14 protein-coding genes are annotated in these 15,112 nt (G+C 42.7%); 3 read left to right on the top strand and 11 right to left on the bottom strand.

The window, feature by feature from the left end; translation table 11 throughout:
- The 5 genes from L1286_RS21960 to L1286_RS21940 form a co-directional block, all read right to left on the bottom strand.
- On the bottom strand, positions 1 to 187 hold a 187-nt coding region (locus tag L1286_RS21960; RefSeq protein WP_235409188.1), incomplete at its 3' end, for a hypothetical protein.
- Between the two features lie 131 nt (positions 188 to 318).
- On the bottom strand, positions 319 to 1,050 hold the full coding sequence (locus tag L1286_RS21955; RefSeq protein WP_235409187.1) for a carbon-nitrogen hydrolase family protein: 732 nt from the start codon (positions 1,048 to 1,050) through the stop codon (positions 319 to 321).
- Positions 1,051 to 1,131: 81 nt separating this feature from the next.
- On the bottom strand, positions 1,132 to 1,338 hold the full coding sequence (locus L1286_RS21950; RefSeq protein ID WP_235409186.1) for a hypothetical protein: 207 nt from the start codon (positions 1,336 to 1,338) through the stop codon (positions 1,132 to 1,134).
- 593 nt (positions 1,339 to 1,931) lie between these two features.
- Positions 1,932 to 2,282, bottom strand: coding sequence for a DOPA 4,5-dioxygenase family protein (locus tag L1286_RS21945; RefSeq protein ID WP_235409185.1), 351 nt, complete (start codon positions 2,280 to 2,282; stop codon positions 1,932 to 1,934).
- A 90-nt stretch (positions 2,283 to 2,372) separates the two neighbouring features.
- Positions 2,373 to 3,875, bottom strand: coding sequence for a LytR/AlgR family response regulator transcription factor (locus L1286_RS21940; protein WP_235409184.1), 1,503 nt, complete (start codon positions 3,873 to 3,875; stop codon positions 2,373 to 2,375).
- A gap of 174 nt (positions 3,876 to 4,049) precedes the next feature.
- Between L1286_RS21940 and L1286_RS21935 the strand changes: the two genes are divergently transcribed.
- Entirely contained in the window at positions 4,050 to 5,594 is a 1,545-nt protein-coding gene (locus tag L1286_RS21935; protein WP_235409183.1) for a serine hydrolase, read from the top strand.
- Positions 5,595 to 5,661: 67 nt separating this feature from the next.
- On the opposite strand, the gene L1286_RS21930 is transcribed toward L1286_RS21935, so the two are convergent.
- The gene (locus L1286_RS21930; RefSeq protein WP_235409182.1) at positions 5,662 to 7,125 is read right to left on the bottom strand and encodes a hypothetical protein; all 1,464 of its coding nucleotides are present in this window, start codon (positions 7,123 to 7,125) and stop codon (positions 5,662 to 5,664) included.
- 313 nt (positions 7,126 to 7,438) lie between these two features.
- On the opposite strand from L1286_RS21930, the gene L1286_RS21925 reads away from it, so the two are divergent.
- Complete coding sequence (locus tag L1286_RS21925) at positions 7,439 to 9,535, top strand: winged helix-turn-helix domain-containing protein (RefSeq protein WP_235409181.1); 2,097 nt, start codon at positions 7,439 to 7,441, stop codon at positions 9,533 to 9,535.
- 162 nt (positions 9,536 to 9,697) lie between these two features.
- On the opposite strand, the gene L1286_RS21920 is transcribed toward L1286_RS21925, so the two are convergent.
- From L1286_RS21920 to L1286_RS21910, 3 genes are all read right to left on the bottom strand, one after another.
- On the bottom strand, positions 9,698 to 9,952 hold the full coding sequence (locus L1286_RS21920; protein WP_235409180.1) for a hypothetical protein: 255 nt from the start codon (positions 9,950 to 9,952) through the stop codon (positions 9,698 to 9,700).
- 344 nt (positions 9,953 to 10,296) lie between these two features.
- Entirely contained in the window at positions 10,297 to 10,686 is a 390-nt protein-coding gene (locus tag L1286_RS21915) for a biopolymer transporter ExbD (RefSeq protein WP_235409179.1), read from the bottom strand.
- Between the two features lie 302 nt (positions 10,687 to 10,988).
- A complete protein-coding gene (locus L1286_RS21910) occupies positions 10,989 to 11,342 on the bottom strand; it encodes a MerR family transcriptional regulator (RefSeq protein ID WP_235409178.1) in 354 nt (117 codons plus the stop codon).
- Positions 11,343 to 11,421: 79 nt separating this feature from the next.
- Between L1286_RS21910 and L1286_RS21905 the strand changes: the two genes are divergently transcribed.
- Complete coding sequence (locus L1286_RS21905; protein ID WP_235409177.1) at positions 11,422 to 12,237, top strand: aminotransferase class IV family protein; 816 nt, start codon at positions 11,422 to 11,424, stop codon at positions 12,235 to 12,237.
- Between the two features lie 64 nt (positions 12,238 to 12,301).
- Here the strand turns inward: L1286_RS21905 and L1286_RS21900 are convergent, their stop codons facing one another.
- Positions 12,302 to 14,206 (bottom strand): S9 family peptidase, encoded by a 1,905-nt coding sequence (locus L1286_RS21900; RefSeq protein ID WP_235409176.1) that lies wholly within the window; start codon positions 14,204 to 14,206, stop codon positions 12,302 to 12,304.
- A 402-nt stretch (positions 14,207 to 14,608) separates the two neighbouring features.
- Positions 14,609 to 14,920 carry an NIF family HAD-type phosphatase gene (locus tag L1286_RS24330; protein ID WP_442961765.1) on the bottom strand — a complete coding sequence of 104 codons (312 nt, stop codon included), beginning with the start codon at positions 14,918 to 14,920 and terminating at the stop codon, positions 14,609 to 14,611.
- Positions 14,921 to 15,112 lie beyond the last annotated feature (192 nt).

The following is a 15,112-nucleotide window of genomic DNA, read 5'->3' as shown; positions in this document are numbered from 1 at the left end:
CTTTGCTTAGCTTTGTTCCTGTCACTGTAATTTTTGGCTCTGCAACAGGTTTTTCCGGTTTTACTGATTCTTCAACCGAAGAAGAGGATTCTGATTTTTTCGCAGCGTCAATTGGCGCTTGTTGTATTGGACTAGTAGTACATGCAGCTAACGTGAGCAATGCAATGAGTATTGATATGTGTTTCATAAAAAGCTTCTTAATAGATTTTTGCCATTGTACGAAAACAAAGTCGTCTCGTCGCTTATTTTTTGACTCTGGGCCAAACATCACTTTTATTGAATACTCCGCTAGTACAGAAAAAGCACCATAGCAGGACGTTAAATTTTGTGCACCTGCGCGAGCCAAGCGCCATCAGTATTCTGTGCGATGACCAGAGCTTCCTCATGCTCATCAGCTTGAGCCAATAATTGATTTTTAAACCAAATGGCACTTTTACCCGCCGTTTCTAACCCACCGCTGGGTTGACTGTAGTTGGCAATCGCAACGAGCATTTGAAAGTCAGATGCATAACTAAACCAAAGCTCTGCATCTCGCTCATACCCGCTGGGTGTTACCAAAACCCCCGCAATGTAGACTGTTGCCCCTAATTTTGCACACGCTCTTGCATGCACGGGATAGACTGTGTCAGCACAGATCGCATTGGCAACTTTTTGTTTGTCAATTTCCACTAAGTGATAAGTATCGCCGTGGCTAAAGTAACTTTCTTCACCAGCATGTAGGTGCATTTTTTCATACACCTCAACAAGGCCGCATTGGTGAAAAACAAATAAGCCTATTTTTGGTAACCCTTGTGCTTGTATAGGCGCACCCACACCGATTGTGATCTGATATTTTTTGGCAGCATCAACCAGTGGCTGCAAACGCGGATCATTCAATTCAAATGCGATCCCTTTCGCTATATCAGGCTCGTAGCCAGACAAAGATAGCTCGGGAAAAACCAAATATTGCACACCGAGCTTACTCGCTTCTCTAATATATCTGAGATGGTTTTCGATATTGTGTGCAACATCTCCTCGCACCGAACTACTTTGCGCGACTGCTAATTTCATTTTTTCTCCTTAAAACCAACTTAAGTCGTCAATATTTGCATATTATACGCCGTTCAACTCGGCTATAACTATAACTTTCAATTATATACTCAAATTATGACCTAACATCAGAAACTGAGCCCCCTGAGGCAAAGCAACCCAAACCTGCTTACTGTCTGGTAGGGCATTGGGGCAAAATGTATGTGTGATGGGATAGTGACGATAGGTCAATCGCTCATAGCCCGCAAAGGCCGAACAACACAGTAACGTGACTAGCAAACTTAATGCAATATAGACTGTGTCCGCCACACTTTGTTCAGTCTCCACCGTTTAATTTTTATGCGCCACATACAAATTTAAACTCCTAGTTGCGCCAAGATTTCTAAATCATGCTCAACAGCGTTCTAACGCACGCTTTACTCTATCGCGCTCAACAGCAATCTTTCCAAAAGTGGCAAATATCGCGACCAGGATTGAAAATAACTGCATGGTAAAAATTGAGTGACCTACATCATTATGATATTTAAGATATAAACGTGTTTTAGCATAAACATACCTAAAGTAACGACACGCGGCTGCTAAAATGAGTTCCACGGACGATCACCCAAAAAATAACCTGTGTTTGCTAGGCGGCAATGCTTTGGTTTCCATTTTTACCTGAAGGGTTACCGTTGGTATGTGTGAGGAATGGGTCTAACTGAACGTAGCATGCAGAATGAAATAGAATCCAGTTTGTATACTAGCGCCGCTGAATGCAGGGCCTAAATTTAAAATTGATTGGTCAATCGACGTAATGGCCACGCTTTTACAAATGCGCTTGATTAAGCACCACAGAAGCCACTTAAAGAACAATAGAACTGTGTACAATGCTTCAATTTTCTTGCTACTAGATTGGCTAATCTCTATGAAAAGAGACTTAAATCGAGCTCAACAGGCTCCCCAAGCCAATATGCAAACTCGGTATGGTCTAGGTAATCATTACCTGTCAGCGCATGCACAAATACGGTTAAATTCTGGCGCTTTACATCTAACCAAGGTACAAACTGCTCAAAGTCTTTTGCAAAAAATGAGATTTGGCAACTCCAACATGGGTGAGGTCCCACCAGCCTTTCATGAAAGCGTCCGACTTTTAAATCAAAACTATGTGCAATTTCTTCGCATAGCTTTTTCGCCACGGCACTTGAAGACATATCAAAGTACACATGGGCATGATATGCCTTATGATTATTAACCGGCTTTTTGGTCTCAAGCATTTACGCTTCCTTATTCTATCTTATGCTCACCTTTTCAGGGATGCTTCTCACTCAATTCATGTATATGGCTTCCGGACACCATACTCGATGCTAACTGAGCACTTTACGTACGGACGGCATAATCCTTCTGCTCACGGGTACCTGCTCACCAGTGGTAAGAATAAGAACTCCCCCTCCTGATTGTGCACTTTCAAGTGATTGAATATATCGCTTGTTGACTAAATATGAACGATGTACGCGCAAAAAAGTAGAAGGTAATTCGTTCTCTAAGGCACTTAAACGTTCGTTATATAGCACATTAGGACGCTCAGAAAAGACGATTTCAACATAATCTCTTGCGCCTTTACAATAACAAATTTGCTCTGAGTTTACCCATTCAATTTTGCCCGCTTGGTTTAACTTTATCTTCGCAGGCGCTTGGTTTTGTTGAAAGTCATCTAGCGCCAATTGCAAACGCTGTGCACGAGTTTGCTCAACGATCCGCTGTCGTTGTTCCGTTTTGTATGCATAAGTCTGAAGTATCAAGAAAAAAACAAAAAGCGCAGCGATGAAATAATAAAAGTAAATATCAAGAAACTCGTTTGGTTTTAAAATGATAGCCAGTAAAAATATCAATAGGGCTGCACTGTGAGCCGTTGCCCCTGTGTTGTGACGAATCGCCGCATAAATGCCTAGGCAAACACTGATGCCTGTTGGCACCATAAAAGCCAAGATGGTTTTGTCTTCCAATGCGCTTGCGGCAGACATACCCGCTACCGTTAACCCCAAAGATATGCAAATGAAGGTAATTTTCCAGTTGATAGAAAATTTACGCGCCATATAAAGCAATAGACACCCACCACTACACGCACTCATTAATAAAATACCTAACATCCTTATGTCATGAAATGGGTAGGTATATGCGAACACCCCCCGCGAAACTTCCAATATCAATTGGACCAAAACAGCAAACGAAAAAGTAGACAGTAAAAGCTGTAGATCCATGCTGACACGCGATATCGTCAAATAAAGCGAATAAAGAAAGCCGATAAACAAAATACCGAACGGAATAAACGTAGGTAAATAGTGGCGCAAAACCATATTTTGAGGCGACATGTAATCTGCAATAATGAGCCGCTGAACCACCGGTTCAAAGCGCATGATATTGTGGTGTGAGGATAACTTGATCGACAATTGGTTGTGCTCTGCCTTTAGTATTTCGCTTGGTAGATACAAAACGGTATCCATAACGCCAGGAGTTTCCTTTTCTGCATCACCAGATGGGTGCCCATTACGTCCAATCAAGTAACCATTCAAGTAAAATTCTGCGGCTGCTTTTGCGGAGAAATACAAGCCCAGTGGACGGGTATGGGGTGCCTTCACATCGCCTAAAGAAAAGGAAGTGGCCACCCAAATCATCTTGTCATTTGAATCTATGCGCGCGAGCGATTTTATTTGGCACTCCTGCGTTGAAAAAAACTCGCTTTCCCTGAATGCACTAACGGCCTCAGCGGCTTCGCACACGTTAACTGATTGAATAATATGCTTATTAAAGCTTTCAGTCGCGCTGCTAAATGGGCTCAAAAACCCCACAACAAATAACAGAAAAAGCATGATCTGCCTGTTACAACGATGACGCGTAACCCACCCGGCTTTGCCAATTGTTCGCTGAATATTTAATACCACTTGCAGAAAATATACCGCCGCTTGCATATAAGTGCTCGAGAAATAATGAAAAATTGTTAGTGTGCTTTACCGTTGTACAAACATTTACAAAGGTTAACTGACATGAACTATACCAAAAAATTATTTTTAACTGGGGCATTTTTTTTACACGCACTCACGGCATCTTCAAGCTATAGCGCTGAGCTTGGAGAGCAACAAATAGACGCACTGGTTAAAAGAGCACAAAATGAACTGAATGTGCCGGGTATCGCATTAGCGGTGATAAAAGGTGATCACGTTATTCACGCTAAGGGGTATGGCATACAATCCATTGCAGATAACAAGCCAGTGAAGTCAGATACCCTTTTTCAAATTGGTTCAATCAGCAAATCTTTTCTAACAGCAGCACTGGCAATATTAGTCGATGACAAAAAAATTGCGTGGGATGATAAGGTAATTGACTACCTCCCTCAGTTTCAAATGTATGACCCTTGGGTAACACGTGAATTTACAATTCGAGATTTACTCACACATCGTTCCGGTTTACCACTCGGTGCCGGCGATTTACTGCAGTGGCCTGATGCCAAATCATCACCCGACGAAATCATAGCTGCGCTCAGACACCTAAAACCACAAAGCTCATTTCGTTCTCGCTATGCATATAACAACTTGATGTACGGTGTGGCTGAAGAGGTCATCCGTGCAGTCACTGGGATGCCCTGGGATCGATTCGTCGAAAAAGAAATTCTAATACCACTGAATATGACGGGGTGTGTTGCGCACTCAGCGCGTATTACCACAACATCAGAGCGCGCAACGCCACATATGGTCGTCGACGAGAAATTGCAAACCACCTTCTTTAAAGAGGGCGATCTCATCAATTGCCACATTGAGGGGATGGCCAAGTGGGCCAAGCTGCATCTATCTAAAGGTCAACTGTCAAATGGCGAGGCCCTAATTAGCCCACAACGACAGCACGAAATGTGGCAACCTGTGACGCTACAACCCGTTTCTTATATGGCTAAGACATATTCTCAGACACATTTTCAAGCTTATGGACTAGGCTGGCGGTTAATGGACTTTCACGGACACATGCATGTCTCCCATGGGGGAGCGGTTCAGGGAATGGCATCACATATGGCCTTTTTACCTGAACTAGACGTTGCCGTCATTGCACTAACAAATCAATGGTCTAGAGCCGCGCAAGGATTAACAGCAACCATTTTAGAAAGCTATATTACTGAAAAACCAACTGACTATATTGACCTCTATATTGATGGTAAAAACCGATATAAAGCTAGGCAAAAATCTCAAAAGCCAGCCACTGAACCAACAACAACTCAAATTACGACGCCAACATTAGCGCTTGAGGACTATGCAGGTTCCTACCATGACACATGGTATGGTGAGGTTTCGATAAAAAAACAAGCCGATCAGCTCCATATTAAGTTTTCACGTAGCGATGCATTAGAGGGCACACTGCTTCACCTTCATGGTAATCGCTTTATTGCGAAATGGAATGATAGAACGCTGAACGCAGATGCTTACGTCAACTTTGAAATGGATTTCGAAGGAAAAGTAAAAACGATTAAAATGAAGGCAGTGAATCGCAGCACAGATTTCTCTTATAACTTCCATGATTTGCTGTTAAAAAAGCGCTCACAATAATTACCGCAATTCGGCAAAAATGTACATAGAACGCGCTAAATCGTGCGCTCTATGTACATACCTAGCATTACTGGGGCTGCACGATGGCACTTTGCCCGAATAATCGGCGCTGAAGGGTGTGATTATTTGGACAAGCCAGCGTAAGTAATTGCTGAAACTCCGCCTTAGACAGTACACGACCATGGTGCGAAGACACATACTGAGAAATGTCTAGCTCAAGATCTAAGGTTCTTTTATGCAATACATTACTACGATAATACACATCTCGGCTCGGCCAACTGTTAGGAGAATGAAACCCGTGTTTCAAACTACTCCCGAACATATCCTCAGCAAAAAGAACCTCTTGATTAGGCAAATATACGACAAGATTGTGCTCTGAGTGGCTGCTTGGTATATCTATTAGCTGAAGATGGCCAAGTTTAGGCAGCACTTGTTCCTTGACAAATATATACTGCTCAGAGGTCAGCGCCCCAGATACGCTGTCTTGAACGGCAGCCAAATGAGCAGGCAACAAGACTAGACGCGCGCCATGATCAACCACTTCTTGCAATCCCATTAGGTGATCATCATGATGGTGTGTAACGATAAAGTGAGATACTGGCTTTGTGTTTCCCGTTACTTGGTGCAGTTTGTCCAGTCGTTTTTGCCATGTAAAATGGTCGTTAGGCATTTGCCAAGCGCCCATCGAAACATAAGCACTTCCAATATCAAAAAACAGTGTAAACCCCCACCCTTGGCCGACTAAATATACGCCTTCAGCGACTTGATTGACACTCGGTTGTGAGAAGGCCAAAAATGTCGCCGTGCTTTTTTGCGTATACCCTTTTGGGTTCAATACAAAGCTTGTTTGTTCTCGCCCAGTTGAGATAGTTCGAGATGTGACATGACGATCAGGTTTTTCATTTGCACTGATTAAAACTTGTTGTGCCCAAGCAATCCCCGCCTTGTTGCGCGTATGCGCCAAAAAATCGTAGCGTATAGATTGATTATCAAATGTATTTATCATTCGGGATAAATACCCACTTTGTTTATCAAAATAGAAATTTTTTTTGGTATCTTTGCCCACCAGTGTAAGCACTTGATGCTCCCGGCCTTGAATGAACATAGTCCCCCGACTCGTTATATTTGCTTTGTTCGCCGCTAACCTCTTCACCAACAGCGTGTCTACCGCGTTTTCCATACCTAAGGCAACAGAGCGCCAATTAATGCTGGCAGTGTGCTGATACGTTTTTAAACAATGATCAACCATAGTTCCCACACCGCCACCTATGCGCCTATCAATCGTCGTCATATTGTGTAGACCATAATTTCCTATCAAGCTTTGATCGCTACGTTTAAAAGTTTTGGTTTTTGCTTGAAAGTCTATGTGCAATTGCTGGTAAAGTTTATGCAATTGAATACCATGTGCCCCCTCAGCAGCAAAGCCACTTTGACCTTGAGAATAATGAAAAAGTTGTTCTTCAATTTTAAGCTGCTGGGTATCACGCAACGCGTCAGCGCCATACGCAGAAAATGCGAAGTCTATCGTCATATCAACGCTTTCTGTAGCTGCGGATTTCGTGCAATTGACTGCCAACAGCACACTCAAAAAGAGGGGGGTTATTTTTATAGTTTTAACGATAGAGGTTCGAGGATGTGTACTCACCGTGTGGCTCCCTAACTAGTACGAATTTAGAGTGAGTACTGTGCTTGACTGGTAGACAACAACAACAATGGCCCGCTGATGAAATCATGATGAATAGCTGATATCTATATTAAACAGTAAGTTACAATAGCTTTTGAAACTCGACATCAGATACTAATATCCATATACTCAATTTACTTTGTGCTGTTATATTGCTGTTATGTCTTCACCTTCGCGATTTTATATCAACGAATTTCTTATCGATTTGTCTCGCTCTGAAGTGATTTGCAATGCACGTAGCGTAAAAGTTGAACCAAAAATTTTGCAGGTATTACTACTGCTTGCACAACACCCGCAACAGGTTGTCAGCCACCAGCAAATTATGGCGCACGTTTGGAGCGGCACTGAAGTCGTGCCAAACGCGTTGCAACGATGTATCGCACGATTGCGCAAAGTATTGGGAGATGACGCCAAGTCTCCACACATTATCGCGACCCACCCTAAAATCGGTTATCGGCTTATCGCTGACGTAAAATGGCAGCAAACGAGTGAAGAGCAGCCTAATTCGGCCCCCACAATTACATCACGACATAAAAAAGGAATATATCTGCTAGTGCTTGGGCTCGCACTGATTCTGAGCGTTGTATGGTTACACAGTTCACCAAAACAGCGTTCGGTGTCTTCCATTAAACCAATCACACAAACAGATGCAAACGAAAGGGATGCAACCTATAGCCCCGACGGTCAATATATTGTATTTAATCGTCATGTCCGCGCATGCCAAAGTCATATCTGGGCAAAACACTTGGCATCAGGTACCGAAACACGTTTAACTGCATTCGCTGGTTTTTACCAGGATACGCGCTTCACGCCCGATGGACGAAATTTGATTTTTGCTCAGCAACATCATTGTGACCAACCCACAGTGCCTTCATACGAGCCGCAAACCGCAAATTGTTGGCAAATAAATATGCTTGATTTGGCTGAGTCGTTACAAAAACCTCAGTCGCCGAGCGTACGCTATCAGTGCCAGGCGAGCGCGATTGAGCGCCCTATCGCATTGCCAAATCATCATTACGCGTTCTTACACACCAACCATGGTGAACGCAGCCTAGTTAGTTACAGTGCTACGACACATCAAGTAAATGAGCTTTTTATGTCCGCTGAGTTAACGATCTATAGCTATGACTTTGATCATAAACACTCAAAGTACATTGTACTGAGCCGCAATGATCAGTTAGAACACGTGCTCACCGTGTTAAATATACGAGGTGAAGTAATGCAGCAAAACACCATACATCTACAAGGCAAAAGCCAGTTTGCTGCACCATTTCATATTAACCTATCAAGCGATAACAGCAGTCTAGTCGCTGTTAATCAAGGACGACTGTATCACTTAACCCTAAATGGAGCACTGACACCCTACAATTTAACCTCGAGAGATATTCTCAGTGCATATAAACACCCAACACAACCAAAACTTGTCGCCATCCGTGGGTACAAAGATACAGACATCGCGAAACTGATAATAAATGAGCAGCATCATCAAACGCGTCAACTAGGTATAAATCAACGTGTACAGCCTTATAAAAGTATTGCTCGCACTAAGGCACAGGAGAAATCACCTCGATTTCAGCCACTCGGCGAGCTGGTAGCATTTATTTCTGCCCGCACCGGTCATGATGAGGTTTGGCTGTGGGATGGTAAGCAATCCACACGGATAAGTCGCTTTACAACGCAAACTAACATTGATCGACTAGTCTGGTCGCCTTCAGGGGAAAAAATCGCGGCTGTCGTTGATGGCGTGCTTCGCATTCTCGACCTTAATGGAAACATCGAAGTCATACACTCTCCGATACCTTTAAAGCAGGTAGTCGCTTGGCATGGACAAGCCGGTTTATTTGTTACCGCAAAGTCGCGACAAACAACAAATCAATTATGGCGGGTAAACATGAAAACGTTGCATTTTACGTCATACCCAGCCAAGAATGTTCATAATATTTGGCTTGCCAATGAACACCTCTATATCAGCGACTTCTCCGGAAAAGTGTTTAAACAAACGTTATCGCCCGAAACAAAGACATCGCAGCACCTACCCACATTAAACGGTAAAAGCCTCGTGCTGCACGACGCCTTGTTTTACAGCTATGACCCGACGTCGAAGCATTTATCAACCTATTCTCTGACAGGTGAAATACAGACACAGATAATGCCACTCAAGCCTTTTGCTTGGAAAATAACCGATGTTCGTGACAAAAAAGTTTTGCTTGAACAAGTGATTGAACTGAATCACGATGTGGTAGAGATCTCATTTTAATGCTTCATGTTGACTCACGCACTGTATTTAACTCTTCACTTACTCACCTCGTATTAAGTTACCCCTGAGTGCGTACCGTCAATGAAATAAGGAGTGTAACTGTAGAATAAGGGCCAAAATACGTCGTACCCTAGTTTGTTAAATTATGCTTTATCAAAACAGTTAATCGCCAGAGCCCATCCCTGAATTACCAGCACTACCGCCTCCAAATGGTCTTTTACTCGTATGGATGCTTTCTTGATCTTGGCTGCGGTAAAATAGCCAAAGCCCTGTCGCGCCAAAAATGGGGATAAGCCAGATTATGATAATCTGAACTGCCTTTTGAATGATTTCAAGATCATTTCGTTTAGCGATAAAAACACTCATCAATAAATTTTGCGCACCGATAATCATCAGCACATAATCTAAATATGCCATAGGTATACCTCCCGATTGTATACATAATAAACCCGAAATTTGCTGTACTCTTTGCTAACACACCATGCGTGTTCGCCACGACTTCGCATTGTTATAATCCGAGTTTATTCACTTTTTTTACCAAGAAAACGCCTCTCATGTATGAATATAACGATATTTGGGCTCCTTTTGGCAAGGCTTTAACTCTATTATATTTGCAAGCTTACTGTACAAATAAAGTGTTTTTCTCAATAATACAGTGACAAAATAACACTAATAAACAGAAACGTAAAAAATTAGAAATAGCACCGCCTTCATACCAATGTGATCGCTGTTTTAAAGATAATGGCGGGAAAAGTCAGCGTTCACTCATTCCCTGCAAAAGCAACTTTGTGAACCCCATTCTTTTTAAAGAGGTTGCTCACTTGGAATGTATAGGTAACAGGCACATCTTCAGCCACATACATCCACACTCTGTCGGTTGGGTACTCAGACACCATCTCATTGATTTGCTTATCAATGCCTTGTTTATCTTCAATTGAAAAGCGCTTTCTTACACCGATAAAATGCACCATACCATTCGCTGTCACCCCAACCTTAATAGCCGAGCTGTGGCGACGTCCCCAGTAGGTGTGGTCTAGAATTTTTCCCAGCTTATACTCAATGCCAGCCTCTTGTTTAACAGGGTAAAGTACAAATAATGCAATGATCAGCACCAAAGCAATATCAACAAACCCCAAATTATTAAAATTCACTCTGTTTCATACCGGTTAAAAACATCTCATTTTTTAGTCTTAGAGAGCATGGTTACAAACTTCACTTGCCCAGTATATCTCGTCGATAATTTAAATCGTAGAATGGCCTAGGTATCTTAAACATTACATCCCCCTGTCGCTCACTTTAACTCTTTTCAATGTTCTTTGTAGTAGGCACTAAATTTGGTATACCTTCCCACAACGACTCAAATAAAGTTCGTGTTGAAAGCCGCGAGACGCATTTGCCGTTTTACGATATCCAGCGCTAAATACCCTGCTTCCATCAGGATCGAGAGCACAGGTTAGCGATGTTCAATTTCGTCTAAGAAATGTTTCAGAATTTTTCGACTTTCAGCCAATTTTTTCGCTTTGCTATCAACAAGTTTAATTTGCGTATGTAACAGCGAAATTAACTCATCGCAGGGCTCTAAAACGAGTTCATCCCCTCGTATACACGGTAAAAATTGCAACACGGTGCTTAAGTTCATACCAGCAGAATTCAGCAGTTTAATACGCTCTAACGTTTGCACATCTCGCTCGCCAAAATCTCGATACCCTGCCGCCGTTCGGTTGGGGGCTAGTAACCCTTGCTCTTCATAATAACGTAACATTCTCACACTCACGCCGGAGACTTTAGAAAGTTCACTTATTTTCATTTTCCTTATTGACCCTCACACTACTGTTAAGGTTTATCCTAACTGCACGATTCACCTTTTTCAAATAGGAAACAGCACAATGAAAGTCGAAATGACCTCACATTACACTTTTTTAAATGGGTCACAGGTACCAAGCAATGACATGTCTAAACTGGTATTTGGTGGATTTGCACACTTCACCTCACTGCAAGTAAGGAACAGAATGGCAAAAGGACTCGATTTACACTTAGAGAGGCTACATCAAGCTTCCATTAAACTTTTCAATCAAGCGCTGCCACATGCAACCATTCGCTCGTGTATACGTCAGGCCATAGAAAGTGGGCCAGCCGATCACAGTCTCTCAGTTACCCTTTTTTCACCTAACGGCGAATTTACGGCACAAAGCATGAATATCACTCCACATGTTTTGGTTAAAACCACTGACCCATTATGCGGCCCTGTTGGCCCTTTGCGATTGATGGCGATTTCTCATGAAAGACCTTTAGCTGAAATCAAACATGTTGGAGAAATAGGTAAAACGTATTATTTACACCAAGCCATAAAACAGGGGTTCGACGATGCCGTTTTCGTAAATAAAAACGGTGACTTAAGTGAAGGCACCATTTGGAACCTGGCTTTTTGGGACGGCAATTCCGTTGTCTGGCCAAAAGCGCGCATGCTAAAAGGCACTATGATGAGTATGATCCAGCGACAGTTAAGTCAGCTGAATATTACACAGCGGTATGAGTCGATTTCCATTGACAATTTAGCAGATTTTAAGGGCGCAGCCTTACTGAACTCTTTGACACCCGGTGTTGAAGTGTGTGAAATTGGATCGACACGTTTTCAGCTCTCGCCACAATTGCTATCTATTCTCCATCGCGCCTATGCGTTAGAGCTAGCAGAACCCGTTTAACATAAAAAGTGGCCCATTAAATGGGCCACATCCTAGCTTTACGGACTATTGAATTAGACACAATTTAGAGTGTTTCATCCAACCACTTAAAGAATTCTCTTTGCCATACGATGCCATTTTGTGGCGTCAGTACCCAATGGTTTTCCTCAGGGAAGTATAAAAAACGACTCTTTAAACCGCGTAATTTTGCCGCTTGGAACGCTTGAATACCCTGACCAAGCGGTACTCGGTAATCCTTGCCTCCATGGATAACAAACATGGGTGAATCCCACTTATCGACGAAGTTAACCGGATTAAATTGGTTGTATGCTTTGCTCGCTGCCGCGTTGTCTTTTTCCCAATAGGCTCCACCTAAATCGTGGTTCACGAAAAACAACTCTTCTGTCGTGCCATACATGCTGCGTGTATCAAAGATCCCACAGTGAGAAATAAAGGTTTTGAAGCGACCATCGTGGTTGCCCGCTAAGTAAAACGCTGAGTATCCGCCAAAACTCGCGCCGATAGCACCAATGCGCGACTTGTCTACGTACGACTCTTTAGCGATATCATCAATGGCATCTAGGTAGTCTTGCATCGCCTTCCCACCCCAGTCTTTACTGATATCTTCATTCCACTTAACACCGTGGCCGGGCATGCCCCTTCGGTTTGGTGCCACGACGATATAACCCTGAGAGGCCATGACTTGGAAGTTCCAACGGTACGAGTAAAATTGTGACAGCGACGATTGAGGGCCGCCTTGTAGGTATAATAACGTTGGGTATTTCTTACGCTTATCAAAGTTTGGGGGGTAAATTATCCACGATAACATATCCTTGCCATCTTTGGTCTCTACCACGCGCTTTTCGACTTTTGGCAGATCTAAGTTTGCATAAAATGTCTCATTTACTCGCGTCAACGGCGTCATTTTATTGTTACGCAGGCTCAGTGAATAGATTTCTTTCGCTTCATTCATGCTGTTGCGTGTTATCACAAGTTGCCCGTCTAATGCTGCAACAATGCCATTAACGTCAAACTGACCTTTTGTCAGCTGTCTAATCTTTGGCTGGATTTTCGAACGCGTATTCACAGCGACCTGAAACAGTTGAATTGTCCCATCGGTTGGCGCGATAAAGTAAATGTACTTACCATCGTGGCTCCACTTAAAGCTGTATACGGTGCCATCCCAGTGCTCAGTCAGGTTGATTTTCGCCTTGTTGGCCAATACGATAATATCGTTTTTGTCCGCTTCATATCCTGGCTCATCCATTTGCAACCACGCGAGCATTCCCTTTGATGAGAACGCAGGGCTTTTATCGTATCCTAGATTGCCTTCTGTAAGATTAGTGGTCTTTTTGCTTGCAAGGTTGTAACGGTAGATATCGGTGTTGGTGCTGGTCACATACTCAACACCTGTTAGCTTTTTACTTACATAGTAAATATTTTTGCCTTTAGGGCCCCAAATGTAATCTTCAGAACCACCAAAAGGAGAAGTTGGACTATCAAAAGGTTTACCTTTCATAATGTCCACTTTTTCTTCCGTTTTTAGATCTTGATAAAACACATGTTTAACGCTGCCATCCTTCCATGTATCCCAATGGCGGTAGTTCAAATCGTCAAAAACATACGCATTCGCACTGCCTAAATCTTTGTGTCTGTCTGAGGCCAATATCGCAGCCATATTCACTGACTCATGGAATAACTTTTTGCTGCCGTCCGGAGACATGTTACTGTCTACTAACAAACCCTGATATGCATCTAGTAACTGTGCTGCGCCTCCTTTAAGCGGCACTTGATACACTTGACTATCAAAGTTATTCATCTCAACACTTGGTGTGGTAACACGATAGATCACGTGCGTGTTTTCTTTATTTAAACCAAGCGCGCTAACACGCTTTACCTGCCACAGCTTTTCTGGGGTCATGACCTCTTTAGCAGACGCTTCTGCCCCCACAGCTAGCCCCAAGCTAGCACACAATAAAATTCGCAACATCGCGAAATGCCTCCAAAATTACAAACCGGTTTAGACTACATAAATATGTTATAACATTAAAGCTATCTCTGTCATAACCTTGAGACCAACTTATGCTCTAAATAACTTATTCCTATACGTAATTTCCGGATTGAGTAAATTAACAAGACTGAGGTTGTCGTCAATTTCACCGCTGTTCTCACTGTATGCCTATCAGCAAGCTGCTGCCAGAAATCTGCTCATTGATCACATATTCCTACGTTGATATGCCTTTAGATCAAGCGGAGTAACGATATCAGCTTATTTAAGTTCATATCGTGGCAATATACCGCGTATCGACCCGTAAACTGTTGCCTAGCAGAGGGAGAAAAGGCATGCTACTTGGCTTCCTTAGTCCAGTTTAGTGGCGTGCGCTCTACCCGTTTAATTTGAACTAACCCGAGGCTTAGGAGGAGGAGGGATAATCTTTTTAAAGGCCTTAGCATTGAGAAGTTCGCGCAGTGTTAACTTAACCACTGAACCACACATTACAATACTTTGTGCATACAACTCATTAGATGATAGCCAAAGAGGACCCCTAAATGCTTCAAAAAAATCATCTAAGAATGTTTTCAAGTGCGGCGGTGCATAAACAAAATATTGACCTGTCGTAAAGTCATGCTCTATTTTTAGTTGTTTTTCCGTTGCGAAACTCAACGTTTCGTCTAAGTCTAAGTCTAAGTCTAAGTCTAAAATTAGTCATCTTTGCTTCATGCGCGCAACGGAATACACTAAAGTAAGCTATGATAATGCTTAGATAAATTTGTTTTGTAAAGCAAAAAGGGACAGCGGCCATAGCGTAATACTAAGGTGAGATAAACGCTTCGGGCATAGGTGAATCAACGGTCCAATGTTGACTATAAGTCGTACCACCGTGATTGAGGTATA

The organism is Pseudoalteromonas sp. SMS1, from assembly GCF_021530565.1.
Classification (GTDB): Bacteria; Pseudomonadota; Gammaproteobacteria; order Enterobacterales; family Alteromonadaceae; genus Pseudoalteromonas.
The sequence above is the reverse complement of the archived record's forward strand: the minus strand, read 5'-3'. Positions and strand labels throughout refer to the sequence as shown.

Coding starts and splice junctions, on each gene's coding strand:
- L1286_RS21955 (WP_235409187.1), bottom strand. CDS start 1,050: ATGAAATTAGCAGTCGCGCAAAGTAGTTCGGTGCGAGGAGATGTTGCA.
- L1286_RS21945 (WP_235409185.1), bottom strand. CDS start 2,282: ATGCTTGAGACCAAAAAGCCGGTTAATAATCATAAGGCATATCATGCC.
- L1286_RS21940 (WP_235409184.1), bottom strand. CDS start 3,875: ATGCTTTTTCTGTTATTTGTTGTGGGGTTTTTGAGCCCATTTAGCAGC.
- L1286_RS21935 (WP_235409183.1), top strand. CDS start 4,050: ATGAACTATACCAAAAAATTATTTTTAACTGGGGCATTTTTTTTACAC.
- L1286_RS21930 (WP_235409182.1), bottom strand. CDS start 7,125: ATGACGATAGACTTCGCATTTTCTGCGTATGGCGCTGACGCGTTGCGT.
- L1286_RS21925 (WP_235409181.1), top strand. CDS start 7,439: ATGTCTTCACCTTCGCGATTTTATATCAACGAATTTCTTATCGATTTG.
- L1286_RS21920 (WP_235409180.1), bottom strand. CDS start 9,952: ATGGCATATTTAGATTATGTGCTGATGATTATCGGTGCGCAAAATTTA.
- L1286_RS21910 (WP_235409178.1), bottom strand. CDS start 11,342: ATGAAAATAAGTGAACTTTCTAAAGTCTCCGGCGTGAGTGTGAGAATG.
- L1286_RS21905 (WP_235409177.1), top strand. CDS start 11,422: ATGAAAGTCGAAATGACCTCACATTACACTTTTTTAAATGGGTCACAG.
- L1286_RS21900 (WP_235409176.1), bottom strand. CDS start 14,206: ATGTTGCGAATTTTATTGTGTGCTAGCTTGGGGCTAGCTGTGGGGGCA.